Origin of the sequence: Corallococcus sp. bb12-1 (assembly GCF_026626765.1) — a bacterium.
Classification (GTDB): domain Bacteria; phylum Myxococcota; class Myxococcia; order Myxococcales; family Myxococcaceae; genus Corallococcus; species Corallococcus terminator.
On record NZ_JAPNJZ010000025.1, the window covers coordinates 85,396 to 112,345 of the forward strand.

The 26,950-nt window shown below is 68.2% G+C and carries 22 protein-coding genes; 14 read left to right on the plus strand and 8 right to left on the minus strand.

The genetic code is table 11. From position 1 onward, the window contains the following. Window positions 1-72: 72 nt before the first annotated feature. Window positions 73-1,542: an MDR family MFS transporter gene (locus OV208_RS30695; RefSeq protein ID WP_267577494.1), complete on the minus strand. Its 1,470-nt coding sequence runs from the start codon at window positions 1,540-1,542 to the stop codon at window positions 73-75. A gap of 185 nt (window positions 1,543-1,727) precedes the next feature. Here OV208_RS30695 and OV208_RS30700 point away from each other — a divergent pair, with 185 nt between their 5' ends. Further along, complete coding sequence (locus tag OV208_RS30700) at window positions 1,728-3,065, plus strand: O-antigen ligase family protein (protein ID WP_267577495.1); 1,338 nt, start codon at window positions 1,728-1,730, stop codon at window positions 3,063-3,065. On the opposite strand, the gene OV208_RS30705 is transcribed toward OV208_RS30700, so the two are convergent. The 4 genes from OV208_RS30705 to OV208_RS30720 are packed head-to-tail and all read right to left on the minus strand — an operon-like array spanning window position 2,976 to window position 6,984. Next, on the minus strand, window positions 2,976-3,731 hold the full coding sequence (locus tag OV208_RS30705) for an SMI1/KNR4 family protein (protein ID WP_267577496.1): 756 nt from the start codon (window positions 3,729-3,731) through the stop codon (window positions 2,976-2,978). The two genes, OV208_RS30700 and OV208_RS30705, sit on opposite strands and share 90 nt — an antisense overlap. Continuing rightward, a complete protein-coding gene (locus OV208_RS30710) occupies window positions 3,713-4,915 on the minus strand; it encodes a DUF4150 domain-containing protein (RefSeq protein ID WP_267577497.1) in 1,203 nt (400 codons plus the stop codon). Before OV208_RS30710 ends, OV208_RS30705 begins: the two co-directional genes overlap by 19 nt. 12 nt (window positions 4,916-4,927) lie before the next feature. Continuing rightward, complete coding sequence (locus OV208_RS30715) at window positions 4,928-5,977, minus strand: hypothetical protein (RefSeq protein WP_267577498.1); 1,050 nt, start codon at window positions 5,975-5,977, stop codon at window positions 4,928-4,930. Further along, window positions 5,974-6,984 carry a DUF2169 family type VI secretion system accessory protein gene (locus tag OV208_RS30720; protein WP_267577499.1) on the minus strand — a complete coding sequence of 337 codons (1,011 nt, stop codon included), beginning with the start codon at window positions 6,982-6,984 and terminating at the stop codon, window positions 5,974-5,976. Before OV208_RS30720 ends, OV208_RS30715 begins: the two co-directional genes overlap by 4 nt. A gap of 131 nt (window positions 6,985-7,115) precedes the next feature. On the opposite strand from OV208_RS30720, the gene OV208_RS30725 reads away from it, so the two are divergent. The 13 genes from OV208_RS30725 (at window position 7,116) to OV208_RS30785 (ending at window position 18,092) form a co-directional block, all read left to right on the plus strand. Beyond that, complete coding sequence (locus OV208_RS30725; RefSeq protein ID WP_267577500.1) at window positions 7,116-7,985, plus strand: GNAT family N-acetyltransferase; 870 nt, start codon at window positions 7,116-7,118, stop codon at window positions 7,983-7,985. A gap of 275 nt (window positions 7,986-8,260) precedes the next feature. Next, complete coding sequence (locus tag OV208_RS30730; protein WP_267577501.1) at window positions 8,261-9,109, plus strand: HpcH/HpaI aldolase/citrate lyase family protein; 849 nt, start codon at window positions 8,261-8,263, stop codon at window positions 9,107-9,109. Window positions 9,110-9,166: 57 nt separating this feature from the next. After that, on the plus strand, window positions 9,167-10,399 hold the full coding sequence (locus tag OV208_RS30735; RefSeq protein WP_267577502.1) for an aminotransferase class I/II-fold pyridoxal phosphate-dependent enzyme: 1,233 nt from the start codon (window positions 9,167-9,169) through the stop codon (window positions 10,397-10,399). A 30-nt stretch (window positions 10,400-10,429) separates the two neighbouring features. After that, on the plus strand, window positions 10,430-10,951 hold the full coding sequence (locus OV208_RS30740) for a MaoC family dehydratase (protein WP_267577503.1): 522 nt from the start codon (window positions 10,430-10,432) through the stop codon (window positions 10,949-10,951). A 6-nt stretch (window positions 10,952-10,957) separates the two neighbouring features. Then, window positions 10,958-11,941, plus strand: coding sequence for an NAD(P)H-quinone oxidoreductase (locus OV208_RS30745; RefSeq protein WP_267577504.1), 984 nt, complete (start codon window positions 10,958-10,960; stop codon window positions 11,939-11,941). Then, a complete protein-coding gene (locus OV208_RS30750; protein WP_267577505.1) occupies window positions 11,938-12,417 on the plus strand; it encodes an aminoacyl-tRNA deacylase in 480 nt (159 codons plus the stop codon). The genes OV208_RS30745 and OV208_RS30750 overlap by 4 nt, the downstream gene beginning before the upstream one ends. Before the next feature lie 14 nt (window positions 12,418-12,431). Next, complete coding sequence (locus OV208_RS30755; RefSeq protein WP_267577506.1) at window positions 12,432-12,704, plus strand: acyl carrier protein; 273 nt, start codon at window positions 12,432-12,434, stop codon at window positions 12,702-12,704. Beyond that, complete coding sequence (locus tag OV208_RS30760) at window positions 12,701-14,089, plus strand: aminotransferase class III-fold pyridoxal phosphate-dependent enzyme (protein WP_267577507.1); 1,389 nt, start codon at window positions 12,701-12,703, stop codon at window positions 14,087-14,089. The genes OV208_RS30755 and OV208_RS30760 overlap by 4 nt, the downstream gene beginning before the upstream one ends. After that, window positions 14,086-14,523, plus strand: a complete 438-nt coding sequence (locus tag OV208_RS30765; RefSeq protein ID WP_267577508.1) for an acyl-CoA thioesterase — start codon at window positions 14,086-14,088, stop codon at window positions 14,521-14,523. The genes OV208_RS30760 and OV208_RS30765 overlap by 4 nt, the downstream gene beginning before the upstream one ends. Continuing rightward, window positions 14,478-15,002 (plus strand): 3-hydroxyacyl-ACP dehydratase FabZ family protein, encoded by a 525-nt coding sequence (locus tag OV208_RS30770; protein ID WP_267577509.1) that lies wholly within the window; start codon window positions 14,478-14,480, stop codon window positions 15,000-15,002. Before OV208_RS30765 ends, OV208_RS30770 begins: the two co-directional genes overlap by 46 nt. Next, a complete protein-coding gene (locus OV208_RS30775) occupies window positions 14,996-16,117 on the plus strand; it encodes a beta-ketoacyl-[acyl-carrier-protein] synthase family protein (protein WP_267577510.1) in 1,122 nt (373 codons plus the stop codon). The genes OV208_RS30770 and OV208_RS30775 overlap by 7 nt, the downstream gene beginning before the upstream one ends. Then, a complete protein-coding gene (locus OV208_RS30780) occupies window positions 16,114-16,680 on the plus strand; it encodes a coronafacic acid synthetase (protein WP_267577511.1) in 567 nt (188 codons plus the stop codon). Before OV208_RS30775 ends, OV208_RS30780 begins: the two co-directional genes overlap by 4 nt. A gap of 2 nt (window positions 16,681-16,682) precedes the next feature. Continuing rightward, window positions 16,683-18,092: a class I adenylate-forming enzyme family protein gene (locus OV208_RS30785; protein WP_267577512.1), complete on the plus strand. Its 1,410-nt coding sequence runs from the start codon at window positions 16,683-16,685 to the stop codon at window positions 18,090-18,092. A gap of 14 nt (window positions 18,093-18,106) precedes the next feature. On the opposite strand, the gene OV208_RS30790 is transcribed toward OV208_RS30785, so the two are convergent. From OV208_RS30790 to OV208_RS30800, 3 genes are read right to left on the minus strand one after another with little or no spacing between them, the layout of a single operon-like run. Beyond that, entirely contained in the window at window positions 18,107-18,460 is a 354-nt protein-coding gene (locus tag OV208_RS30790) for a DUF2019 domain-containing protein (protein WP_267577513.1), read from the minus strand. Beyond that, window positions 18,460-19,806 carry a hypothetical protein gene (locus OV208_RS30795; protein WP_324291432.1) on the minus strand — a complete coding sequence of 449 codons (1,347 nt, stop codon included), beginning with the start codon at window positions 19,804-19,806 and terminating at the stop codon, window positions 18,460-18,462. Before OV208_RS30795 ends, OV208_RS30790 begins: the two co-directional genes overlap by 1 nt. Window positions 19,807-19,829: 23 nt before the next feature. Further along, window positions 19,830-26,912, minus strand: coding sequence for an amino acid adenylation domain-containing protein (locus tag OV208_RS30800; RefSeq protein WP_267577514.1), 7,083 nt, complete (start codon window positions 26,910-26,912; stop codon window positions 19,830-19,832). Window positions 26,913-26,950: the final 38 nt, after the last annotated feature.

Sequence of the window (26,950 nt, forward strand, 5' to 3'; positions counted from 1 at the left end):
CCTTCCGACCGGGGACTGTGTCAGCGCAATGACAGTCGCATGACGTGACGCCGGGTTCCGGCCCGCTCGACCTCAGTGGGTCGCGGTGACGTCGGACATGTTCACCGGGGTGGTGACGCGCTTCACCTTGGGGAAGAACAGTCCCGCGGCGAACGCGGCGACGGCCGCCGCGCAGATGATCCAGAAGTTGATGGAGAGGCCGGTGCTCAGCGCCCCGCTGAGCGTCTCCAGCATGGCGGGCGGCAGGCCGCGTCCGTGCTCGGGTCCGAGCAGCTCGTTGGCGGCGCTCACCGGTACGCTCGGGTCCTTCATCAGGTGTGTCACCAGCACGCCGCCCATCAACCCCACGCCCAGCGCCCCTCCAATGGTGCGGAAGAACATGTTGCTGGCCGTGGCCACGCCGCGCAGCTCCCAGCCCACGCTCGTCTGGACCGCGATGAGCAGCGCCGTGGACGTGAAGCCCATGCCGATGCCGAACAGCCCCATCGCGATCTGCGGCACCAGCAGGGACGCTCCCGGCTTGAGCAGGAGCGCCATCAGCCCCGTGCCCACCACGGACAGGCCCAGGCCTCCGATGATGAGCGGCCGGAAGCCGGTGCGAAGCATCAGCTTGCCCGCGACCAGGCTCGCCAGCGGCCAGCCGACGATCATCGGGGTGATCATCCCGCCCGCCATGGTGGCCGAACCCCCGAGCACGCCCTGCACGTACAGCGGGACGTAGGTGGTGGCGCCGAACATGGCGGCGGAGAAGAGCGCGCCCGCCATGGAGGAGATGGCGATGGCGGGAATCTTGAAGAGGGTCATCGGGATGACGGGCTCGGGAGCGCGCAGCTCCACGAACACGAACGCCGCGAGCAGCACGGCGGCGACGGGCAGGGCGAGCAGCGTGCGGCCGGTTCCCTGCACGCCGAACAACAGGGCCACCACGCCCGCGGACAGGAGCGCCGCGCCCGCGTAGTCGAGCCGGGCGGCCACCTTCCGCTTCAACTCCTCCTGGAAGAAGACGACGAGCAGCGCCATGACGCCCACGCCGATGGGGATGTTGATGAAGAAGACCCAGTGCCAGGTGAGGTACTTCACGATGAGCCCCCCGGTGAGTGGCCCCGCGAGCCCGGCGATGCCCCACACTGCGCTGAATGCCCCCTGGACCTTCGCGCGCTGCTCCAGCGTGTAGATGTCCCCGATGATGGTGAGCGCGATGGGCTGCATGGCCCCGGCGCCCAGTCCCTGGAGGACGCGGAAGGCGATGAGCATGCTCATCGACGTGGACAGGCCGCTGGCGATGGAGCCCACGAGGAACAGTCCCGTGCCGAAGAGCAGCACCGGCTTGCGACCGTAGAGGTCCGCGAGCTTCCCGTAGATGGGCACGGTGATGGTGGACGACAGCATGTACGCGGTGAAGACCCACGCGTAGCTCTGGATGCCGCCCAGGTCGCTGACCACCGTGGGCATGGCGGTGGAGACGACGGTCATCTCCAGCGCGGCCATGAACAGGCACAACGCCAGAGCGAGGGTGGTGAACGGTCGGTGGGTGGCGCGCATGAGGGGAGGTTCGGGCCCTGGGGAAGGGGTCCTGAGTAACGGGTGCCCGTCCGCGTCGCCAGGGTCAAGCGCGTCAGCACGATTCCGAGCGCCGATGCCCCGGATTCCGGGGGCTGTCCGGGAGGAGGGGAAGCTCAGCGGTGGGTGAGGTAGGGTCCAGCCGCCTCGGGATGCCGGGGCGCACGATGAGCACGGATTCTCAGACGGTCGAAGGTGGGCGTTGGCGGACCGCGGTCGCCGCGGTGCTGGGGCTCTACGCAGTGGGGCTGGTGCTGGCGGAGGCCGTGCTCCAGGCGGGCGCAATCCTGGCCACGGCGCTCGCGCTGACACTGGCGGTGACGAAGCGCCTGCGGCTTGAGAAGGATGTCCGGGCCTTCGTGGTGGCGAGCGTCGCGCTGTGCGGGTGGCAGTTGTTGTCCCCGGCACTGGCGCTGCTGACGGGCGCGGCGGCGAAGTGGCCCCGGGGTGCGAGGTACGGGCAGGCGCTGGACACGGTGGCGGCGGCGGCGGTGGCGTGCATCGGGACGCTGGGCGTGCCGTGGTTGCTGCTGGGCGGCATCATCGCGGGTGGGTGGTTGCTGGCGGCGGGGCTGGGTTTCTTCCAGCACCGGGTGCGCTGGCCGTGGGAGCCGCCCGCGTTCCTGAAGCTGAACCTGTCGCGGCTGCATGAGAACTTCGGCACGGAGGAGTCCCCCCGGTTCGCGGCGGGAGGGTTCTTCTTCCACCGGTTGCGGTTCGCGCACGGGGCCATCGCGGTGCTGGGGCCGGCGCTGGCGGTGCTCGGGCGCTCCAAGGTGACGCGGCAGCGGGTGCTGGCGGGGGCGGTGGTGCTGGGGCTGCTGCTGTCCATCTACGGCGCGTTCGCGAGGGCGGCGCTGGGAGCGGCGCTGGGCGTTTGCGTGCTGGCGCTGTTGCTCCTGCTGCGGGGAACGCCCCGGAAGGCGGGGCTCGGGGTGGCGGTGGCGCTGGTCGTGCTGGTGCTGCTGACGCCCGCGTGGCGGGAGCGGTTCGCCAAGGCGGTGGACAACCTCTTCGGAAGCGGGGAGCGCTCGTTGGCGATGTCGGTGGGCTGGCGTCTGGTGCAGGAGCGCCCGTGGCTGGGCGTGGGCTTCGGCAATCACAAACCCGCGGCGCTGGCGACGCAGGCCCAGACGGGCATCACGGACCTGCTGGCCACGGACTCCCACAACATCTGGCTGACGGCCTGGGCGGAGACGGGGCTCGTGGGCCTTCTGTTGCTGGCGGCGATGCACGGCCTGCTGGCGCGGGCGCTGGTGCGAAGGCACCGCCAGGGCTCCATCGTGGCGACGGGCGCGCTGCTGTCATTCGTCGGCTTCCACGTCCTGGCCCTGGTGCACTACCTGCCGTTCCACCCGAGCGTGCATCTGTCGTTCATGTTCGTGTGGGGTCTGGGGTTGTGTGGGGAGGGCGTGTCAGGGGAGAGGGGGATCCCATTCCATTCTCCTGAGCGTCAGGGGCGTTTCGGTCGTGATGGTTCCCAGGATCCTCCTCAGGGCTCCTGAATCACTGCCCCCCAGGGTGAAGCCCATCATGACCAAAGGCTCGTCGCGAGGAACGACATCGCAGACCATGGCCGCATCCTGCCTCAGGTACAGCTCGCAGTAGCGCCCGGTGAGGACCGGTCGGGCGAACCCAAGGCCGTCCATCACCGGAGTGAGGTACGAGAGGACTTCTGGTTCGTTGCATCTGAAGAGGGCCGTGCAGCGCTGCTTCATCAGACCAATCCGGAAGCTCAAGAGCGCTCCATAGGCCAATTGTTCGCGGAAGGTCTCGAACTGGTCATAACGCTCATAGCCCTCCGCAGGCCGCCTCGTCACTCGTGCATCCCCACGTGCTGGCAGATCGAGATCAAAGAAGAAATGCAGGGGCATGTACTTATCGGGATCGTGTCCGATGAACAGGAACTGGGAATCAGGCTCGATCAGGCCCTCGGCATAGCTGGTGAGCACGCGCCGCGCGGAGAAGTCCAGTCGTTGGAAGGCCAGAGGCCCCATGTTCCGACCCATGCGGCTCAGGAACCAGCGATAGCACGGGGGCAGGGGGCGGCCCGCCAGTTCCTCGATCTGGGCAATCTCTTCGGAGGGACTGCCTTGCCACTGTTCCGCAAGCTTTGGGACAACCTTCAGGAGGAATTCCTCTAGTTCTGACTCTAGTCCTGGTGTTGGCATTGTGCCTCCTTATCGCCGGGGCAGAGCATCGCCGGTAAGATGAGTTCGCAGGTTCTGCACGGCGGGACGGTCTCGCCGTTTCTGAATCGCTCCGTCTTCACCGTGTTTGTCCTTGCATCCAGGAATTGGATGGGTGCTGCCGTTTCGGTTCCCTCCGTGTGGAACCACCGCTCGGTGAGCGCACCCGGGTAGGCGCCGTTGTCCCAGACGAGAACAATTGCTTTCTGGGCAGCACAGGCCCCCGGAGGGTACGCAGCAGGAAAGTCAGGGACTTTGAACCGGCTTTCGAAGCTGTCTTTGAAGCGTTTCTCCGCAACGAGCCAGATTTCCTCCACTTCCGACGAGCTGTCGAAACGTTCCAGAAAACGCTTGCGAATCCGACTTTCTGAGTCGTCTGACGCCTTTGTGTTCGCCTCTCTTTCCTCCTTGGCTTTCTTGCCAAGGAGATCCCCGAGGGAGAGCGAGCCTGGATGTGACCGCCATGGGGCTTTGAGTCGACTCACCGCCTCTTGGAACTCCGTGAGCGTCACGGACGAGTGGTCCGCATATTTCTTCTTGCCGCATCGGCACTGCACCACGCCGAGCATCCGCGCCAGGCGATATCCCTTCTCCTTGAGGACAGCCTCAAGCATCGAGGCCAGTTGCGCCGCGTCGGTCTTCGTCTGTTCCGTTTCTTCCAGAGGGCCATGGGGTTCATGGGCGGCATTCAGGGGGCAGACCTCTTCTCCCGTGACGGCCGTGACGAACCCACTCTCCTGGATCACGCCCATCAGCGTCGCCGCGTTGGAGGGAGTGCCGCTCGGCCCTCCGTTATTGAGCATGGGATCGCCGAGCAGTTGGACGTTCTTTCCTTCGATCTTCACGTCCATGGAGCCCGGACCCACGAAGCTCGTGGGTCCTTCTACGTTGGCGGAGACGAGTCCACCGCCGGTTCCCTTGCTGGCCACGTCACCCATGGAGCCGAAGGTGGCGCCCTGGATCGCCACCTTCTTGCCCTCAATGGTCACGTTCTTGGAGTATTTCTTGGGGTCCTGCCCGCTCTTGCCAATGTTGGGCAACGGGACGGGAACAAAGGGCGCTGGAGGCCCCGGCATCTTGCACATGTTGGGCAGCGTCGCGGCGGCGACCCCGCTGGAAGCTTCTGTCACCGGGGTCTTCGGGGCATTCACTGAAACGCTCGGCATGGGAGTGCCTCCTTACGAGAGCCGCGGAGCTTGCAGGAGCATCGCCCCACGCAGCCCGCCATCTGAACCTGCGAGCACCATGGCCCGGGGGCCTGGCGCGTAGCCCCGGGCGAACGACCGTACCGCCAGGACACCTCCGAGCGCTCCGAACGCCGCGCCTACGTCGCCCCATGAACCGCTCGGGGCAGTGTACCCGGTCGACTTCCACACCGAAGGCGTCCGCAGCGCGACGAAGCCCCATTCCTCGCTGCGATACCGCTCGCCGTTGATGTCCATGCACAGGGAATCAACAGCCTCTCGTGGAAGGTCGAGCCCCGCGACGGCGCCCTGGACGGCCTGGGTCATTCCGGCGCCGAACGAGCCCGTGGGACTGTCGCGCAATTGGACCTCCTGTGCCGTACGCACGCCCCGGACGGTGGCCAATGGAGGCAGGCGCAAGCGACGGCGCAGCCCGGCGCTCATCAGGGCAAGACATCCAGCTCCCTCTCCAGGAACGAAGCCGCCGCGAATCCCCTGCTGTGCGAAACGGCGCCTCTGCTCCAGCCAACCGAACGTCTCTGCGTGCAGGTAGCTGTCGACACCCACGACCAGGAACACGTGCTCCCGCCCTGAGGAGCATTCCCGCTGTGCCTGCTCCACGGCCCGGATTGCCCCTGCGTGACCGCGTCCCGCGAGTTCGACGCGAGGGCTGGAGGTCTTCGACTGGAAGCGCGCTGTGAGGGTGCGGATCAACCAGCCCGCGTCGTCCTCGGAGAAACCCGGTCGGTTCTCTGGCAGGGCGAGCAACAGGCGAAGGCTGTTGCCTTGAAACACCCCATGACCGAGCTTGCTCTCGACTTCCTCGAGAACACTTTCGAGCATCGGCACGATGCGCTCCCGGCCTTCGAGCTTTGGCTCGAGCAAGCCATCGGCGGCAACCACCACCGGTTCGCCACGCGCGTCAATGAAGGGATACTCGGCGTATCGCGAGATGCGGGCGCGCACAGCCGCCGCACTGCTCTCCGCGGAGTATCCGACGGGTGTCCGTGCGCCCACGGCCACCACCTCGACCTCGGCGCTCATGTCGCACCTCTCAGCTCGACGATCTCCGTTTCATCGAGGTAGTCCGCCTCCGGCGTGGGGACTCGGAGCGCGCTTTGCCACACCAGTGAGAGCCGTCTGTCCTCAGGCTCCAAGAGAACCGTCGTCATCCGCGAACCGTGCTGCTCGCGTCTTGAGCCGAAGCGGGTGGTGAACCCGAGCGAGACGTGTGGAAGTTCGAAGCGCAGGGCGCCTTCAGGGGTCATGTTCAGCAGTTCGACCCGTTCTCCTCCGACGAGCGCTCTTTCGGGCCGCTGGTCGGAGGGGGAACTCAGCGCGAAGGCTGGGTCGAAGTCATCCGGGAGCAAAGGCTTCTTCGTCTGTTCCCACTGGGCATCATACGTCCCCGCGAGCTTGCGGCGGGGCATCCAGGAGGCATCAATCGGACCGAACCCCGCGGGTCTGGGGGCCGAGGGCGCGTCGTCTGGGTACTCAATGGCGTGAGCCGGCTTTCCCTCCAGATGGGCGGCGCGTACCGCGAAGCCGCGTCCGAGCGGGTTGCGCTCATCGAAGCGATGCTTGCTGGGGTCGGGGTCACACAGATCGCTGCCACCCAATGCGAGTTCGTATCGAATCGGTCGGGAGATGAACGGTTGTGGGCGGGTCATGCTCACGCTGAACAGCCCCCGCTCGTAGGTTCGTTCGCCGTGGACGAGCAATTCCTTCTGCAGTCGAGCGAGGCGGAGCAAAACCCGTACGGTCGGCGCAGGCTTTCCGTGAGGCGCGTGCGCATGCGCAACGACAAGCACATCCGTTCCTGGCTTCACGGCGAGAAGATCGGAGTCGTAGCGCAGGCTGGAGCGGCCTGGCTCGCTGAAGTACTCCGGCATCAGCACAGGCGCGGTCTGCTTGTCCGCCAGCCGAAGCCGCCCTCCAGCGCTGATGTCAAATGTCGCCCTGATCGCGACGAGCCACCAATGCACCCCGTACTTGTCACGAGTCCAGTTTCGTTCTGCCGCGTAGGCCGTTCGGTTCTTCAGCGCCCACATGGAGTGAGGTTAGAGAAGCGTCGAAGATCATGTCAATCCGAGGCGTACCTGACTCGGTGACCCTTCCATACGTCGAGTGATTGCCTCGGGATGAACTCCCTGGGCGCGCGTGCGACACTCCCCGGATGGAAATGAACGCGGCCCCCCAGGTCACCGAAATCGGTCCTCGCGATACGGGCTTGCAGGCTGCCTTCTGCGACTTCATACCCCAGGTGTTCGGCCGCGCTGACTTCAGGCGCTGGTGTCAGTGGGGGGAGTGGACCGACGACTACCGGGGCTTCGCGGTGTTGGAAGAAGGCCGCGTAGTCGCCAATACAGCGGTGATGCGGATGCGGCTGCTCGTGGAGGGGCGCGAGGTGGAGGCCTGGCAGCTTGGCGCCGTGGGGTGTGTGCCGTCACATCGCGGACGGGGACTGTCCCAGGTGGTGATGAACGCCACGCTGGACGCGTGCGGTGACGCGCCCATGTTGCTGTTCGCCAATCCCAGGGTGCTCCAGTACTATCCTCGCTTCGGCTTCCAGCCCTGCAAGCAGACGCTGTTCGCCGCTGCGTATGAGGCCCGGCCCGAAGGGCCTCTCGCGCCCCGGCTCGACCTGGAGAACGCGACGGTGCGCGCGGGCCTGTCCGCGCTCTCCAGCGAAGGGCTTCCAGTGACGGAGCGCTTCGGCGCACGCGGGTACTCGACCGCCGCGAGCTGGCATATGGCCAATGGGTTCGCGCGGCCCTTGTTGCGCCTGGGGGACGACGCGTGGATCTCCGCCGGCGTGGAGGGCGACACGCTGTACATCGATGACATCTTCGCCCGGGAGCCCTTCGACCTGCGCGCCTGGGTACCCCGGCTGATCGATCGCCCCATCCGTACCGTTCATTTTGGCTTCACCCCGGAGCGCTGGTGGCCGGAGGCGGCGGAGGCCGGCGAGGACCAGGAAGCCTTCTTGTTCGTGCGCGGACTGTCCCTGTCACACGAACCCCACGGCTTTCCCGTACTCGCGCGCACCTGACACGGCGGCCCGTTCCCGCGGTGCTGGGATATTGCGGCGTCGCGGTTCGCCCTGCCGCATGTCGACACTGCCGCGACGCGTGTAACGCACCAGGTAGGTCTTGGGATACCCACGCGCTGGGTGCTGTTATTGCCCGTCGCACAACATCGCTCCACATTCAAAGACATACCAATACGTTTCATCCATTTGTCACGTCATGTTTGTGAGCAATTGGGTTGAATCTTGACGTACTAGGAATAGACGCGTACCCAGTCATTCACTGACTGGAGGCCGTCATGCGCTTCACCCGCTATTGCCGCTCCATCCTGTTCACTCCAGGGCTCTCCGTGGATCGCTTCGAGCGAGGGCAGCAATCCGGCGCGGACATCAGCCTGGTGGACCTGGAGGACTCCGTGGCGGCGGCCCACAAGGACGCGGCCCGCCAGCACGCGGAGGCCTTCTTCCTGACGCCCCGCGTGGGGGAGAGCCGCCGCGCGGTGCGCATCAACTCGGTGACGCGCCCCGAGGGCTTGCGCGACCTGCTGGCCCTGCGTGAGTACGCGGTGAAGCCCGACGCGATCCTGATCCCCAAGGTGGAATCGCCGCGCGACCTGGAGATCGTCGAACAGGCGCTGGGCTCCGAGTGCGCGCATGTGGATCTGCTGGCGCTGGTGGAGACGCCGCGCGGCGTGGAGAACCTCAACGCCATCGTGTTCGCGACGCCCCGTCTCAAGGCGCTGGTGTTCGGCTCGGCGGACTTCTCCTTCAGCATCGGCGCGGCGCTTGCCTGGGAGCCCCTGCTGTACGCGCGCTCCCGGCTGGTGGCGGCCGCGCGCTCCGCGAACCTCCAGGTGGTGGATACGCCCCTGTTCGACATGGGCGACCTGGAGGGGCTGCGCGCGGAGTCCGCACGCGCGCGGAGCCTGGGCTTCAGCGGCAAGGCCGCCATCCACCCGCATCAGGTGGAGATCATCAACAAGGCCTTCTCCCCGGACGAGCGCACCCTGCAGAAGGCGCGGAAGATCGTCGCGGAGAGTCAGGCCCGCGACGCGAACATCTGCGTCGTCGACGGCGCCATGATGGGCACGCCCTTCATCGAGGCCGCGAAGCGCACGCTCGAGGACTTCGGCGTCACCGAGGGCTGATCTCCACCGCCTCCAGTCCCCCGTCTTTCCCAACCGTTTCGCGCAGGAGGAGTCCGCATGGCAACGAGCATTCCCGAGAGCGTCCTGGGCCCCCGGCGCTACCGCAACAACGAGAAGTTCGTCGGGCTGGGTGACGCCGGCTGGCAGCAGGCCGAGGACCACGGCCTCATCAACCTCAAGGTGGACTTCGAGTCCAACAACCACCTCGTCGACCAGGCGACCCGGCACGCCTTCATGGTGCTGTGCTCGTGCTCCTACCTGGGCCTCAACCACCACCCGGCCATCCTCCAGGGTGCCATCACCGCGCTCCAGGAAGAGGGCACCATCGGCCTGGCGCTCTCCACGCTGCGCATCCGCCTGGGCCTGATGGCGCGGCTGGAGGAGGGCCTGCGCGACCTGTACGGCTGTCCGTCGCTGCCGGCCGCGTCGTGTACCGCGCTGACCGCGGGCATCCTGCCGCTGCTCGCGTCCGGACACCTGACCGAGGACGGACAGCCGCGCGTCATGGTGTTCGACCGCTTCTGTCACTTCTCCATGGCGTACGTGAAGCCCATCGTCGGGGACGAGAGCCTGGTGCTGAACAGCCCCCACAACGACCTCAACTACCTGGAGGACGTCTGCAAGAAGTACCCGCGCGTCGCCTACGTGGCGGACGGCGCCTACTCCATGGGCGGGCTCACCGCGCTGGAGGGCCTGCTCCAGCTCCAGGAGAAGTACGGCCTGTTCCTGTACATCGATGACTCGCACTCGCTGTCCATCACCGGGAAGAACGGCGAGGGCTGGGTCCGCTCGCGCCTGAAGATGAACCCGCTGACGATGATCGTCGCGTCGCTGGCCAAGGCGTTCGGCAGCGCGGGCGGCGTGGCCATGCTGGGCAGCGAGAAGCTGTTCAACTTCCTCAACCGGAACGCAGGGCCCCTGGCGTGGTCGCAGAACCTCCAGGTGCCGAACATCGGCGCGTCGCTGGCCAGCATCGCGCTGCACAAGAGCCCGGAGCTGAAGACGCTCCAGGACAAGCTGGCGCGCAACATCGACTACTTCGACAGCCAGTTCCCGTCGCAGCACGCGGGCAACGGGATGCCCATCCGCAAGATTGAAGTGGGCGCGGAGGAGAAGGCGGTGCGCCTGTCCCAGGAGCTGTACCGGGCGGGCTACTACTGCTCGGCGGTGTTCTTCCCCGTGGTCGCCAAGGGCGAAGCGGGCGTGCGCCTGATGATGCGCGCGGACATCGAACCGGACGAGCTGAAGCGCTTCTGCGCGACGGCGAAGGACATCGTCTCCGGTTTCTGAAACCCAACCCCGCGCGCGAGGACACACGACATGGAGGGCACTGGCTACAAGCAGGTGGGACCGCAGCGCTACCGGGAGCTCCTGGGCTTCGCGTTCGAGGACTTCACCGTCGGGGATGTCTTCGAACACCGTCCCGGCCGCACGGTGACGGAGGCGGACAACGTGCTCATGAACACGCTGAGCTTGAACCCGTCCCCGCTGCACCTGGACGCGGCCTACTGCGCGCATACGCCGTGGGAGCGGCCGCTCATCTCCAGCCTGGTGACGTTCAGCGTGGTGTGCGGCATGAGCGTGCGCAGCACCAGCGGCCGGGCCCTGGCGAACCTGGGGTGGGACCGCATCCGGCTCACGCACCCGGTGTTCGCCGGGGACACGCTGTACGCGGAGAGCCGCATCCTCGCCAGGCGCCTGTCCGCGAAGCGCGAGGGCGAAGGCATCGTCACCTGCGAGACACGGGGGCTGAAGTCCACGGGCGAGGTGTTCCTGACGTTCGAGCGCAGCTTCCTCGTGCCCACGCGCGAGCGCGGTGTCGAGGAAAGGGCCGGGTACTGAAGAGTCATGCGCGCCGTCGTCTTCGAAGGCTCCGGGGGCCCGGAGGTGGTGAAGCTCCGCGACGTTCCCCGTCCGGTGCCTGTCGGCAACGCGCTGCTCGTGCGCGTGCACGCCACCGCGCTCAACCGCGCGGACCTGCTCCAGCGCGCCGGCATCTACCACGTGCCGGAGGGGCAGTCCGTCATCCCCGGCGTGGAGGTCGCGGGCACGGTGGAGGCCTGGGGCGAGGACGTGAAGGGCTTCACCCGGGGCCAGCGCGTGTTCGGCGTGGTGGAGGGCGGCGGGTACGCCGAGTACTGCCTGCTGGACGCCGACATGGCGCTGATCATCCCGGAGGCGCTGGGCTTCGTGGAGGCCGCCGCAGCCGCCGAGTCCTGCCTCACCGCCAACGAGACGCTGTTCGAGCTGGGGGGGCTCAAGCCCGGACAGACGGTGCTGGTGCACGCGGGGGCCAGCGGCATCGGCACGACGATGGTGCAGATGGTGAAGCACGTGGGCGCCACGGCGCTGTGCACGGTGGGTACGCCCCGGAAGGTGGAGGCGCTGACGCGGCTGGGCGCGGACGCGGCCATCGACTACCGGCGCCAGGACTTCGTGGCGGAGGTGATGGAGCGCACGCGCGGCGAGGGCGTGGACCTGGTGATGGACTTCGTGGGCGGCGCGTACCTGTCGCGCAATCTCTCCGTGCTGAAGCACGAGGGCTGTCTGGTGCTGGTGGGTCTGCTGGACGGGATGGTGGCGGAGCTGGACCTGCTTCGCGTCGTCCAGCGCCGGTTGCAGCTCAAGGGCTCGTCGCTGCGGCTGCGGCCCATGGTGGAGAAGCGGCAGGTCAACGCGCGCTTCCGGCAGCGGTGGATGGAGGTGCTGGCGCGAGGCGGGCTGCCGCCCGTCATCCACGGGAGCTGGCCGCTGGAGGCGGTGGTGGAGGCCCACGCGGAGATGGAGGCCAATCGCAACATCGGGAAGATCGTCCTGACGGTGGCGCCGTGACGGACCTGGGCGAGTTCCTGAAGCGCGAGCAGGTGGACGCGCAATTGCTGACCCTGGCGACGCCGATGACGACGGCGGCGGCCGCCGCGCAGGAGCTGGGCATCGCCGTGGGCGGCATCTTCAAGTCGCTGGTGTTCACCACGGATACGGACGAGGTGCTGGTCGTCGTGCTGCCCGGAGACCGGCGCGTGGACTTCAAGGCGGTGGCGCGGGCGGCGGGCTGTCGCAAGGTCGCGTTCGCGAGCCGCGAGCGTGCGCTGGAGGCGACGGGCTATCCGCCCGGAGGTACGCCGCCCCTGGGCCATCCGCATGCCTTGCGCGTGTTCGTGGACGCGGCCGTCCTGGAGTACCCGGAAGGCTACGGCGGCGGCGGACGGCCGGAGCTGTTGTTGCGCCTGACGCCCGCGGAGCTGCTGCGCGTGACGAAGGGCACCGTGGGCACCCTGAGCATTCCAACCGAAGCAACGACCCCCTAAGCGAGGAGTTCCCCATGCAGGACGACATCTCCAGAAGCCTCAAGAAGATCCTGACGAACAATCTCTTCGTGGAGATTCCCGAGGAGCAGATTGGCGGAGACGACGGGTTGCAGTCCGTCGTCGGCCTGGACTCCGTGGGCTTCCTGGAGCTGCGGGTCATCTGTGAGGATCAGTTCGGCGTGAGCATCTCCGACCAGGATTTCGACACGGAGAACTTCCGCACGCTCAACCTGTTGTCGGCGCTCATCGTGAAACTCAAGGCCCAGCAGCAGGGGAGCGCGAAGTGAAGGTGCCCGCCGCGGGGGAGAAGCTGGGGGCGGACGACGTCGCCCGCCTGCGCGCCGGCATGGCGTTGCAGATGGACCACTATGGCGGCGGGCGCCTGCCGTATGTCTGTCTGAAGGCGAAGGGCCTCGTGCAACACATGGCGGCGCTGGAGGGGCCGGACGCGGGCCGCGTCGTCGAGGTCCTGGACGCCAGTGGTGGCTACGCGAGCGCGTGTCTGGGCGCGGGCCATCCGCGCATGCAGGAAGCGCTGCGCGACGGCCTGGAGCGCACGGGTTATGTCACCGACGAGCTGGGCTCGCTGGAGCGCACGCTGCTCCTGGAGGAGCTGTTCGGTGCGAAGGGGCTCTGGGCGAACCGCTTCCCGGGGGACGCGTACCACGCGAGCGGCCGCAACTCCGGCTCCGAGGGCCTGGAGCTGGCGCTGCGTCTGGTGTTGGAGTCGAACTTCGACCGGCGGCGGATGGCGCCGAAGCCTGAGCGCTCGGAGCGGAGGACGATCCTCGCCTTCGAGGGTGCGTGGCACGGTTGGACGCAGGGCCTGGTGAGCCTGCTCAACCGCCGGCACTACCGGCTGGGAATGCCGCTTCCGGCGACGGAGACGCTCGACGTGCAGTTCCTGCCGTTCGGGGAGCTGGCCCATCTGGAGGCCTTCTTCGCGGAGCACGGGCGCAAGCTGGCGGGCGTCTTCGTGGAGCCCATCCAGGGCGACGCCGGCATCCTGGTTCCGCCCGCGGGCTACCTGCGAAGGCTGGCCACGCTGTGCCGCGAGCATGAGGTGCTGCTGGTGGCGGACGAGGTGCTCACGTTCGCGAAGACGGGCCGCTTCTTCGGCATGACGGACGCGGAGGGGCCCATCCCCACGGACATCACCGTCATCGGCAAGAGCCTGGGCATGGGCGTCGTCTCCACGTCCATGGTGATTGCCCGGCGCGAGCTGTCGGTGCGCTCCAGCGGCGCGGTGTCCACGTCTGATCTGCGGCCCCTGACGAGCGCGGTGATGCGTGCGGGGATCCAGTACCTGTCCGGCGAGGGACTCGTGGAGCGCACGGGGCCGCTGGGCGAGATGCTGCGTGAGCGGCTGCGCAAGGACGTGGCGCAGGCGTTCCCGGAGGTGTTCCAGGACGTGCGCGGCCTGGGCTACATGAACGGCCTGGAGCTGACGGAGAAGGCGTCGGGGAGCCTGGGCCGGCTGCGCAACCGGCTGCTCGACGCGGGCCTCTTCGTGGAGTTCATGGCGGGCGCGGGACGGCGCTCTCGGGGCTTGCGCTACCTGTTCCCGGCGATGCGCATCGCGCCGCCGCTCATCGCGGGGGAGGCGGACCTGCAGGAGATGGTCGCGCGCATCCAGCGGGGCGTGAAGACGTTCGTGGAGTCCGGGTCGTGACGGAGGCCGCGGTGCCGCTGCCGGAGGTTCCGCCCTCGCTGCGCCGGAGGGTGGAGCACGTGGACACGGACGCTTCCGGCGTCGTGCATTTCTCCCGCTACGCGTCGCTGCTGGAGACGGCGGGGCTGGAGGAGTTGGAGCGCCGGGGGGCGGGGCTGGAGGTGCTGTCCGCGCAGGGACTGGATTTGCGCGTGCGGGAGCTGCGCGTCAGCTACCGAGCGCCAGCGCGCTTCCAGGACTGGTTGTTGATGGTGCCCACGGTGGACCACGTCGGGCCCGCGAGCCTGAAGCTGGGCGTGAAGCTGTACCGCGAGGGCCCGGAGCCGTTGCTGCTTGCCTTTGGAAGTCTGGATTTCGCCGTCGTCACCCGCGAGAACGGAGTGCCCGCATGTCTACCGCCGTCCCTCAGCAGCGCGCTCAAGCAGGCGCAGTGAACACCGTGGAGCGCACGCCGAAGCCGCTGGGCTTCACGGCGCTGAAGCAGTGGCTGCGGCACCGCCACCCGATGATCTATCTGGACCGCATCGTGGACCATGAGCCGGGGAAGTTCCTGGACGCGCTCATCTGCATCTCCGGGAACATGGACAGCATCGCCGGCCACTTCCCGGAGCGGGCCATCTTCCCGGGCAGCCACCTCATCCAGTCCTTCGCGCAGGCGGGCATCATCCTCTACCAGATGAGCACGTCGATGCTGGCCGAGGACGAGCTGACGCTCATCGGTTCGGTGGAGGCGCGCTTCCTGAAAGTGGTGGTGCCGGGAGACCAGGTGCTCCTGCACGTGCAGCAGAACCGGCTGGCGGGAGGGTTGTTCCACTTCACGGGCAAGGCCATGGTGGGGACGACTCGCGTGGCGGCGTTCCGCGCGAGCCTCGTTCGCTCCCGGGTCTCCGACCTGGGCTCGCCGCTGTGGTAGCACCCGTCGTCGTCACGGGCGCCGCGTGGACGACGCCGCTCGGCAGCGGGCTGGAGGCCGTATGGCGCCGGCTGCTCGCGGGTGAGCACGGCTTCGTGGAGGTTCCATCCCCGCACCGGCTGCGCAACACACAGGCGGCCGTGGTGGCGGGGCGTCCCGGCGTGCCTGCGGAGCGGTTGCGCGGTCTCGCGGTCTCGACGCTGCGTGAGGCCCTGGAACACGCGGGTCTGGCCGGTGACGGGGTGCGCACCCTGTTCGTGCTGGGGACCAGTCTGGGGGCGTACCTGGACGACGAGGGCGAACGGAACGCGCCCCTGCACCAGTGGGCGGACGCGGTGGTGGGGGCGCTGGGGGCGAAGGCGCCGCCCGTGGTGCTGTCCACGGCGTGCTCGTCGGGTTCGGATGCGCTCGTGGTGGGTGCGGAGTGCATTCGCGCGGGGCTCGCGGATGTCTGCGTTTGCGGCGGGGTGGACATCCTGACGCCGAGCAAGCGATTGGCGCACTCCGCGCTGTCCACGCTGTCTCCGTCGCGTGCGCGGGCCTATGACACGCGGCATGACGGCATGATGTTGGGGGAGGGCGCGGCGTTCCTCGTGCTTGAGTCGGCGGCGCATGCGGAGCAGCGGTCGGCGCGCATCCTGGCGCGATTGCGCGGTGTGGGGTCGGCCAACGACGCGGCGAGCATGACGTCGCCGGATCCCGCGGCGGCGGGTGCTCGGCTGGCGATGGAGCGCTCGCTGGTGGATGCGGGCCTCGCGGCGTCGGACATTGGACTGGTCAATGGTCATGGCTCCGCGACCCCGGTGAACGACCGGGCGGAGGCCGCGGCGTTCCGGGGCGTGTTTGGCGCCGAGGGCGGACCGCTTGTCTTCGCGACGAAGGGAGCCTTCGGTCACACGCTGGGGGCCACCGGGGCGATGGAGGCCATCGCGACCATCCTGGGGCTTCGGGAGGGCATCGTTCCGCCCATCGTCGGACTGGAGCAGCCAGACCCGGAGTTTCCCTGCCCGCTGTCCGTGGGGGCACCGACCCGGCATGCGGCCCGGAAGGGCTTGAGCGTGACGCTGGGCTTCGGTGGCTTCGACACGTCGCTCGTCTTCGAGGTGGCGCGATGACGTCCCTGTCTTCGGTGACCCTGCGCGGCAGCGCGGTGGTGTTCGCGGACGCGCCGAATCCGCACCTCGTGAAATGGAAGCCGTCCGTGCGCTACGCGGATCCACTGTCCTGGGCACTGGTCATGGCCGTGGGCGAGGCGACCGGAGCGCTGGGTGAGGAGTTCACGCGCGCGGCGGACCGGTGTTCGCTCATCCAGGTGGGCGCGGTGGGCCCTCGTGAGACGTGGGCGCAGGTGGCGAGCGATGCCGCGCGAGGCTTCGCGTCCCCGCTGCGTTTTCCCGCCGCGACCCCGAGCGCCCCCACGGGCCTGTCCTGCATCGTCCATGGGCTGCGAGGTCCGACGCTGGCGCTGACGATGCCCGTGGCGACGGGCGCGGAGGTCGCGTTGGCGATGTCCATGGCGTGGCTCCAGCGCGGGGTCGTGGACTGGGCCCTCATCGGTTCCGTGTTGGCGGTCGAAGGACGGCCTCCGGGCGCGGGCTGCGTCGTGTTGTCGCGGGGAGCCGGGTCTGGCGTCAGCGTGGATGTCGTGGCGCGGTCCCTTCAATTCCGAGCGGAGTGAACATGGCCTCACCTCTCCAGGAACTCGCGGGCGTACCGCTGGCCACCGTCCAGGCGTTCCTGGACCGCATCCGCGACCTCACCGACGCGCACCCGACCGCCGACCGCTCCGTGTCGTCACTGGCGGCCGGATGGATGGCCCGAGGTCTCAGGCCTGGGGATGTCGTGCTGCTCGCGCTGCCCAATGGCGTGGGCCTGCTGGCCCAGGTCTTCGCGGTGCTCGCGGCCCGGGGTGTCCCAGCGCTGGTGTCGCCCGCGTCGCCCGCGGGCCGGCAGCAGTCGTTGGTGGATGCGTTGCCGGCGCGTGCGCTGGTGGCGATGCGCGCACCCGCGCCGCATGCGGAAGGGGTGGAGCGCTTCGCATTGGGTGGGGCGGAGGTGGCCCTGTTTCCAGACACCACTCCGCCGGGAGCTGAGGCAGGGGAGATGGTGTTGCTCACGTCCGGTACCTCCGGATTCGCGAGCGGCTGTGTGTTCGACCTGGCCGCGCTCTTCCGCAACGCGGACCGGCACGCGGACGCGGTGGGGCTGCGCGCAGGGGACACGGCCCTGGTGAACCTGCCGCTGTATTATTCGTATTCGATGGTCGCGCAGGCGTTCTCCGCGCTGCGGCGAGGACTGGAGTTGGTCATCAGTGGACCGCCGTTCCAGCCCGCGGCGTACCTGCGCCTCCTGGCGGAGCAGGGCATCACCGTGTCCGCGCTGACGCCGCTGCTGGTGCGCGGGTTGCTGCAACACGGGGAGGCGTTCCCGGACGGTCTGCGGTGTCTGGGCGTGGGTGGTGACGTGCTCGCGCCCGAGCATGTGAAGCGGATGCTGCATGCGCGACCGGGTGGGGAGCTGTACCTGACCTATGGTTTGTCCGAGGCAGGACCGCGCGTGGCGACGCTCGCCGCGCATGCGGAGCCGGAGCGCCGCTTCGCGTCCGTGGGGCTGCCTTTGCCGGGCACGGAGGTGACGCTCGTGCCGCGTGGACCGGACGGACAACGGGAGCTGTTCGTCTCCTCGGACACGGTGATGAAGCGCCGCATCGGCATCGTGGAAGGGGAGAAGCAGCATGCGCTGAGAGGCCCCCGGCTGTTGGCCACGGGGGACGTGTTCGACATCGACGCGGAGGGCTACCTGTACTTCCAGGGGCGCGTCTCCGACTTCCTGGTGCGAGGCAGCGAGAAGATCAGCATGGCCTCCGTGCGACGTCTGGCCATGATGCTCCCCGGGGTGCTCACGGCGCGCACGCAGGTCATCAAGGGCGCGGAGGGGGACGACTACGACGTGGTCCTCACGGTCTCAGATGAGCGGCGCTCCGTGGAGCAACTGTCGCGGGATTTGTTCCGCTTGCTGCGGCTCGCGGAGCGGCCCCGGGCCGTGCAGGTGGTCGCGGCGGATGTGGCGGTGGCCTCCCTGCACAAGTAGCGGAGGGCATGGTGTTACGGCCCTGGGTCAAGGGCCCAGGTGCCTTCCTCCCAACGTTTCAGCGCCTGTCCGGCTTCAAAAGGCACGAGCCCCTGGCCCTTGGCGGCCTCCTCCAGCACTGCCTTGGCTTCACTCGTCCGGTAACGAAGCAGGTGGGCTGCGGCCATGACGCGCACGTCCATGCGCTCATGCTTGAGCAGTACGAGGAGCGCATCACGCCCGGAATTGCCGTGGGCCAGCAGCTTATCGACTGCGGCACCATACTTTCTGGCGTGCTTGTTCCCGGTCTTGGCATCCCCCCGCCAGATTGCATCGGTCTGAGCAGCCACATTCAACGCGAACTGCTCGACCAGCACTTCTAACTTCATCACCAGATTCCCTTCGTTACATTCTCAATGGCAAGTAGCCCGAACTCGCGTTGGGCCTCTAGCGACTGCGTACTCAGCCACTGCCGCACTGTCAGGTTACCCGACGATGTGATGATTCGCCGGAGCGAAGAGTAGAGCCCGCTGAGGCGGGTATGTTGGCCCTTGTCTAGCGGAACAATGTTTTCGGTGTTGTGAACGGCTTGAGCGCCGAACCGATTCACGTTGCTGGGAGTCTGCTCGACGATGTGATGCCATTCCTTTCCAGCGCCGGCCGGACCCATCGCCTTCTTGAATCCGCTGAATGACCCCCAGGCCCTGGTTCCGGAGGGAAGGGCCTTGGCGGAGTTGCCGCCGGCCGTCATGGCGACTGCTCCCGGTGCAAGGGAGATGGTGACAGCCTCGGCGCTGATGGCCACCGATTCCACTCCTCCCATCGCCGCGAATCGGACGCCCATTTGCGACTCGGCCTGCACCATCACCTGCGCGGCACCTGGGAGCGTTGGAACCTGCTTCGCAATCCCCGCCGCCGAGCTGCCAATCGCCGCCGTGGCCAACATGGCGAACGCACGCGCTGCTTTGCGGCCCATGACCTTTCCGTACCGCTCCCCCTCCGTTCGGAGCTCGTCAAACGTGGTGGCTCGGTCCGCTGCCTCGACCAGTCGTTTGAAACCCACGATGAGGTTCCAGAAGGTGTCGACTCTCACATAAGCGATGAGCGTGAGGGTCATCGCCGCTGCGATACCCTTGGAGAACGGCTCGGGCACCGCGAGCAGGATCATGTACGTGGTCCAGGTCCACAGGACGGTCGTGAGCATGGCCTCGGGGTCGGCCATGTCCTTGAATGCGTCCATCATCTCCTCCAGCACGACGCCTTGGGCGAGAGCCATGGACAGGGCGTAGCGCCCATCTCCAGTGACAGTGGGACCCTCCACGAGAAGGCGCAGACAGTCGCCAGGTCTGGCGGTGCGTTCGCACCAGCGAAGGTATGCGCGCGTCAACTCCACATCGGCAGAGGGGAGCTCGCCCTCCAGGTGTTCACCGGGCCCCATGGGGGTGACGCGGCGGCTGCCTGGCTCGTACAGGTAGGAACCGCTGCGTGGTTCCACTTCGAACAGTTGTCGAGCGGTCTCCTGGGGGCGAGTCGAAGGCCGCACGATGCGGGCCATGGCCTCAACAGCCTCCTCGAATTCGTCCGCGTTCAGTTCGACCGATTGGTGGCTGGCGCGCGGCGTGAACACAATGGGCGCGTCACGGCCGGTGTCCAGGCGCACCGCTCTCGTGGTGCTGCCGCATCCCGTCAGCATCACGAGTAGGAGAGGAATCAGCCATCGTGGATGCATAGGCATGCGGAGTTCTCTTGGGGCCGCAGTCAGGGGGCTGGTGCGTCGAGCCCCATCGGCAGGTCCGGGTTCGCGAGCACCGCGTCGAGCACGCGCAGGAAGTCCGCGCGGATGCCCTCGGCGGTGCGGGTGTCGAACAGGTCGGTGTTGAACTCCAGGACGCCGGAGAAGCCGCCGACCATCTCGGTGAAGGACAGCGCCAGCTCGTAGGTGACGGAGCCCCGGTTGACCTCCACGGGCGTCACCGTCAGGCCCGGCAGTTCGAACGGTGCCTCCGGGGCGTTCTGCAGGACGAACATCACCTGGAACACCGGGGAGCGGTTCACGGGCAGTTCGACGCCGAGTGAAACCACGATCTGATCCACGGGCACTTCCTGGTGCGCGTAGGCGCCCAGCGTCTCCTCGCGCACTCGCTGGAGCAGCGTGCGGAACCCGGGGCTGCCACGCAGGTTCACGCGCAGACACAGGCCGTTGACGAACATGCCGATGAGCGGCTCCAGCTCCGGGAGGAGCCGGTTCGCGATGGGCGACCCGATGACGACCTCCTCCTGGCCGGAGCGGCGCGCGAGCACGACGCCGAACGCGGACAGCATGGCCATGAACGGGGTGACGTTCTCTCGCCGGCACAGGGCATGGAGCGCGTCGCTGCGGTCGCGGCCCAGGTGGACCTCTCGGTGGGTTCCGTTGAAGGTGCGCACCGGAGGCCGGGGACGGTTGGTGGGAAGCTGAAGCTCCGTGGGGGCGCCCGCGAGCGACTGCTGCCAGTACGAAAGGCGTCGCGACAGCTCCTTCCCGGTGAGCCACGTCCGCTGCCATGCCGCGTAGTCGGGGTACTGCACGACGAGCGGCGCCAGGTCGGACGCACGCCCCTGTACCCGCGCCGAGTACAGCGCCCCCAGCTCCCGGGCGATGACGCCCATGGACCAGCCGTCCGCGGAGATGTGGTGCACGCAGATCATGAGCAGGTGCTCGTCGTCCTTCACGCAAAGGAGCGAGGCGCGCACCAGCGGGTCCTTCGTGAGGTCGAACGGCGTCGCCGCATCCGCGAGGATGTGCCGCCATGCCGCCGCTTCCGCGTCGGGCTGTCCGCGCAGGTCCTCGAACCGCCACGGGAACTCACCGGCGGGAGTGACCCGCTGCACGAGCTGTCCGTCCTCTTCGGAGAACTTGACCCGCATGGACTCGTGTCGTTCGAGCAGGTCCTGCAAGGCGCCACGGAGCGCCTCGACCTGCACGGGCCCTCGGAGCCGGTAGCCGATGGGGATGTTGTAGGCGCTCGACGTGGGAGCCCGCAGGAAGAAGCGGTACAGCCGCTCCTGCGAGTACGACAGCGGGAGCGCCCGGTCGCGAGGCGCGCGAACCAGTGGAGGCACCGTGCGAGGACCGTCGTCCGGGACGAGCGTGCCCAGGTGCTGCGCCAGCTCCACGACCGTGGGGCCGGTGAAGAGGACACGCAGCGCGAGCTCCGCGCCCAGCTCCGCGCGAATCCGCGAGACGACCTGGGTGGCGAGGAGGGAGTGGCCACCGAGGTGGAAGAAGTTGTCGTGAAGGCCGACCCGTTCCACGTCGAGCAGTGAGGCCCAGAGGCGGCAGAGGGCGACTTCGGTGGGCGTGCGAGGCGGGACGTAGGAGAGGGCGTCGCCGCGAGCCGGTTCAGGATTGGGAAGCGCGCGCCGGTCGACCTTGCCATTGACGGTGAGGGGGAGGGCGGCGAGCGGAGTGAAGGAGGCGGGCACCATGTGCTCGGGCAGGCGCTCGCGAAGCCAGGCGCGCAGCTCGGAGACATCGGGGAGCGCGTCGTGGGGGACGAGGTAGGCGGCGAGGCGGCGGTCGCCACCGGCCTCGCGGGCCATGACGGAGGCGTCCTTGATGGCGGGGTGGAGGCGGAGGGCCTCTTCGATTTCGCCCAGCTCGACGCGGTAGCCGCGCACCTTGACCTGCTGGTCGGCACGGCCGAGGTACTCGATGCGGCCGTCGGGGAGGAAGCGAGCGAGGTCGCCGGTCTTGTAGAGGCGAGCGCCGGGGACGGAGGAGAAGGGGTTGGGCAGGTAGATGCGAGCGGTGAGTTCGGGGCGGTTGAAGTAGCCGCGACCCAGGCGCTCACCGGAGACGTACAGCTCGCCCGGGACGCCGATGGGGACGGGCTGGAGGCGGCCATCGAGCAGGTAGAGCGGGCCGTTCGTGAGAGGGCCGCCAATGGGCACTGGGAAGCCGAGGGCCGGGGGCGCATCCACGAGGTTGAAGGAAGAGAAGACGGTGCACTCGGTGGGGCCGTAGCCGTTGACGAGGCGCTGGGGCGGTCCGTGCTGGAGGACTTCGCGCAGGGCGAGCGGATCCGCGGCTTCCCCGCCGAAGACGAGGGTCTTCAATCCGGCGAAGGCCCCGGGGACCTGACGTGCGAGCAGGTGCAGCACGGCGGTGGTGACGAACATCACGGACACGTGGGTGTCGCGCACCTGCGCGGCGAACTCTTGGGGCGAGTGGGCGGGGTTGGCGGTGATGCCGACGAGGTGCGCGCCGTGAAGCAGTGCGCCCCAGATCTCGAAGGTGCTGGGGTCGAAGGAGGCGTTGGAGGCCTGGGCGACGCGGTCCGAAGCGTCGAAGGGATGCAGCAGCGGGTCGAAGGCGAGGGCGAGGATGCCGCGATGAAGGATGGCGCTGCCCTTGGGCCTTCCGGTGGAGCCGGAGGTGAAGATGACGTAGGCGAGATTCTCCGGTCCAGAGGTGCGCGGAAGGGGCGCGGTGGAGAGGCGGCCCAGTGCATCCGCTTCCGTATCGATGCAGACGGTGGCGCCGGAGAATGCAGGCAGTTGCTGGCGCTTGTGCTCGTGGACGAGCAGGACGCTGACGCGAGCATCCTGGAGCATGAAGGCCAGGCGCTCGGCGGGGTGGGATGCATCGAGGGGCAGGTAGGCCCCACCGGCCTTGAGGACCGCGAGCATGCCGACGATGAGGTCCGGGGAGCGCTCGACGCAGAGGCCGACGAGGACTTCGGGGCCCACGCCAAGGGAGCGCAGGTGCCAGGCGAGCTGGTTGGAACGCTCGTCGAGCTGGCGATAGGAGAGGGTGACGGGGCCGTAGGTGACGGCGGGAGCGTCGGGGGTGAGCGAGGCCTGGAGGGCGAAGCGTTCGTGGACGCAGACGTCGCGGGGGAAGTCGACGGTGGCGTCGTTCCAGGCATGGAGGACGCGCTGGCGCTCAGCCTCTGGCAGCAGGGGGAGGGAGGCGATGGGGCGCGACGGCTGGGCGACAGCGGCCTCCAGGAGGGTCTGGAGGTGGGAGGCCATGCGCTGGATGCGCTCGGAGTCGAAGAGGTCGGTGTCGTACTCGAAGGTGGCGCGCAGTCCCTCCGGTGACTTCGACATGAAGAGGATCAGGTCGCACTTCGACGTGCCGGTGCTCAGCTCCCACGGCTCCGCGGTCGCGGTCATCTGGAGCGCGGCGGAGGGCTGGACCTCCAGCACGGGGGCGTTCTGGAGGACGAACATGACCTGGACGACCAGCGCGTGACTGAGGTTGCGCTCGGGGTGGAACTGCTCGACGAGCTTCTCGAAGGGGAGGTCCTGGTGGGCATAGGCGCCGAGCGTGACCTCGCGCGCGCGCCGCATCAGCTCGATGAGGCTGGGGTTGCCGGACAGGTCCTGCCGCAGCGCGAGCGTGTTGACGAAGAGCCCGACAATCCCTTCGATCTCCGGACGGATCCGACCGGCGATGGGCGCGCCGATGATGAGGTCCTGCTGGCCCGAGTAGCGATGCAGCAGGGCACTGAAGCCCGCGAGCAGGCCCATGAACAGCGTGACGCTCTCCTGACGGCAGAGGTCTTCGATGCCCTGGGAGATCTCCGGGGAGAGTCGGAACGTCAGCGTCTTGCCCCGGAAGCGATGGATGGGCGGGCGGGGCCTGTCCATGGGCAGCTCCAGCAGGAGCGGCGCCCCCTCCATCTGCTTGCGCCAATAGGCGAGCAGTCGCTCCAACATGTCATCCCGGAGCCACTGCCGCTGCCAGACGCCGAACTCTGCGTACTGGATGGGCAGCGGGGAAAGGGAGGAGGGCCGGCCCGAGGAGAAGTCCTCATAGACCGTCCGGAGTTCGCGAAGCAGCACGCCCAGGGACCAGCCGTCCGAGACGATGTGATGGAGGGTCAGGAGCAGCAGGTGATCCTGTTTCCCGAAGCGAACCAGGGTGCCCTGGAAAAGAGGCCCCGAGGCCAGCTCCATGGGCTGCTCAAGTTCCTCACGCGCATACCGTGCCGCTTCCGCTGCCTGCTCGGAGGCGGAGAGCGCGCGGGCATCCACCACCTGGAGCGTGAACGGGCGCACGGGCTGGATGCGCGTGACGAAGTTGGTTTCGGTGGCCGCGAACACGGTGCGGAGTGATTCGTGGCGGCGGGTCAGCTCGGTGAGGCTGCGCTCCAGCACTTCGACGTCGAGCGGCGAGGTGATGCGGTAGGAGACGGGAATCCGATACGTGGCGTTCCCGGGGTGCAACTGCTCCACGAACAGCAGTCGCTCCTGCGCGAACGACAGCGGCTGATCTCCGTCATGCGGGAAGGCAACGAGCGGGGGGCCCTCTTCGGAGATGCCGGTGCGCTGGGCGGTCTCGATGGCCTCCGCCATGACGACGAGGGTCGGTGCTTCGAAGATGCGCCGGATCGGAAGCCGCAGGTGGAACGTCTCGTTCACGCGCGAGACGAGCTGGGTGGCGAGGAGGGAGTGGCCACCGAGATGGAAGAAGTTGTCGGTGAGGCTGACCCGTTCCACGTCGAGCAGTGAGGCCCAGAGGCGGCAGAGGGCGACTTCGGTGGGTGTGCGAGGCGGGACGTAGGAGAGGGCATCGCCGCGCGCCGGCACGGGAGCGGGGAGGGCGCGGCGGTCGACCTTGCCGTTGACGGTGAGGGGAAGTGCGGCGAGCGGGGTGAAGGACGCGGGCACCATGTGCTCGGGAAGGCGCTCACGAAGCCAGGCGCGCAGCTCGGAGACATCGGGAACCGTGTCGTTGGGAACGAGGTAGGCGGCGAGACGACGGTCGCCCCCAGCCTCACGGGCGATGACGGAGGCGTCCTTGATGGCGGGGTGGAGGCGGAGGGCCTCTTCGATTTCACCCAGCTCGACGCGGTAGCCGCGGATCTTCACCTGTTGGTCGGCGCGACCGAGGTACTCGATGCGGCCGTCGGGGAGGAAGCGAGCGAGGTCGCCGGTCTTGTAGAGGCGGGCGCCGGGAACGGAGGAGAAGGGGTTGGGCAGGTAGATGCGAGCGGTGAGTTCGGGGCGGTTGAAGTAGCCGCGCCCCAGGCGCTCACCGGAGACGTAGAGCTCGCCTGGGACACCGATGGGGACGGGCTGCAGGTGCGTGTCGAGCAGGAAGAGCGGGCCGTTGGAAAGGGGGCCGCCGATGGAGACGGGGATGCCCAACGGTGGCGGTGAGTCGACGAGGTGGAAGGAAGAGAAGACGGTGCATTCGGTGGGGCCGTAGCCGTTGACGAGGCGCTTGGGCGGACCGTGCTGGAGGACTTCGCGCAGGGCGAGCGGATCCGCGGCTTCACCGCCGAAGACGAGGGTGTCCAAGCCCGCGAAGGCCCCGGGGACCTGACGCGCGAGCAGGTGCAGCACCGCGGTGGTGACGAACATCGTGGAGACGTTGCCGTCGCGCACCTGTGCGGCGAACTCGTGGGGCGAATGGGCGGGGTTGGCGGTGATGCCGATGAGGTGCGCTCCGTGAAGCAATGCGCCCCAGATTTCAAAGCTGCTGGGGTCGAAGGAGATGTTGGAGGCCTGGGCCACCCGGTCGGACGCAGCGAAGGGGTGCAGCAGCGGGTCGAAGGCGAGGGCGAGGATGCCCCGGTGGAAGATGGCGCTGCCCTTGGGCCTGCCGGTGGAGCCAGAGGTGAAGATGACGTAGGCGAGGTTCTCCGGCCCGGACGTACGCGGCAGGCCCTGCGTGGGCTGCTGGCTCAGCACCTCGGAGGTGGCACTGGAGTCGAGGACGACCGTGGCGCCGGAGAACGGCGGCAGGTGCTCAAGCTTCTGCTGGTGGACGAGCAGGACGCCGACGCGGGCATCCTGGAGCATGAAGGCCAGCCGCTCGGCGGGGTGAGAGGAGTCGAGGGGGAGGTAGGCGCCGCCGGCCTTGAGGACCGCGAGCATGCCGACGATGAGGTCCACGGAGCGCTCGACGCAGAGGCCAACGAGGACCTCGGGACCGACACCGAGGGAGCGCAGGTGCCAGGCGAGCTGGTTGGAGCGCTCGTCGAGCTGACGGTAGGTGAGGGTGAGAGGGCCGTAGGTGACGGCGGGAGCGTCGGGGGTGAGCGAGGCCTGGAGGGCGAAGCGTTCGTGGACGCAGACGTCGCGGGGGAAGTCGGCGGTGGCGTCGTTCCAGGCGTGCAGGACTCGCTGGCGCTCGGCGTCGGGCAGAAGGGGCAGGGAGGCGATGGGGCGCGAAGGCTGGGCGACGGCGGCCTCCAGGAAGGTCTGGAGGTGGGAGGCCATGCGCTGGATGCGCTCGGAGTCGAAGAGGTCGGTGTCGTACTCGAAGGTCGCGCGCAGTCCCTCCGACGAGCGCGACACGGAGAGGACCAGATCGCAACGGGCGCGCTGAGTATCGGCCGGCTGATCTGCCAGTGGTGCGAAGACGAACATCACCTGGAACACGGGCGCATGGTTGAAGCCGTGCGTCACCGGGAGCGCACCCACGAGCTTCTCGAACGGAAGCGCACGATGGGTTTCCGCCGCTTGATGGGCCGCGTGGACGCGCGCCATCAGCTCCACGAACTGGGGGTTGGTGGAGAGGTCCTGGCGCAGCGCGAAGATGCCGCCGTCCGGTCGCTCCACCGAGGCGCCCACGACAAGATCGTCCTGCCGCGAGTAGCGGTGGAGCAGCGCGTTGTACCCCGCGAGCAGGGGCACGAAGAGAGGCACTGCCTCCCGCAGGGCCAACGCCTCCAGGGCCGCCGTGAGCGAAGTGGAGAGCGTCCAGGGGAAGCTGCCCCGCTGGAGTCGCTGCGCGGGAGGCCGGGGCCGATCCGTGGGCAGTTCCAGCAGGGCCGGGGCACCCGTGAGGTGCTGCTGCCAGAAGGTGACGGAAGCGTCGGGAAGGAGGGGCTCCGGCGTCATCTGGGATTCCTTTCAACGGGGCGCGAACGGGGCGCAGG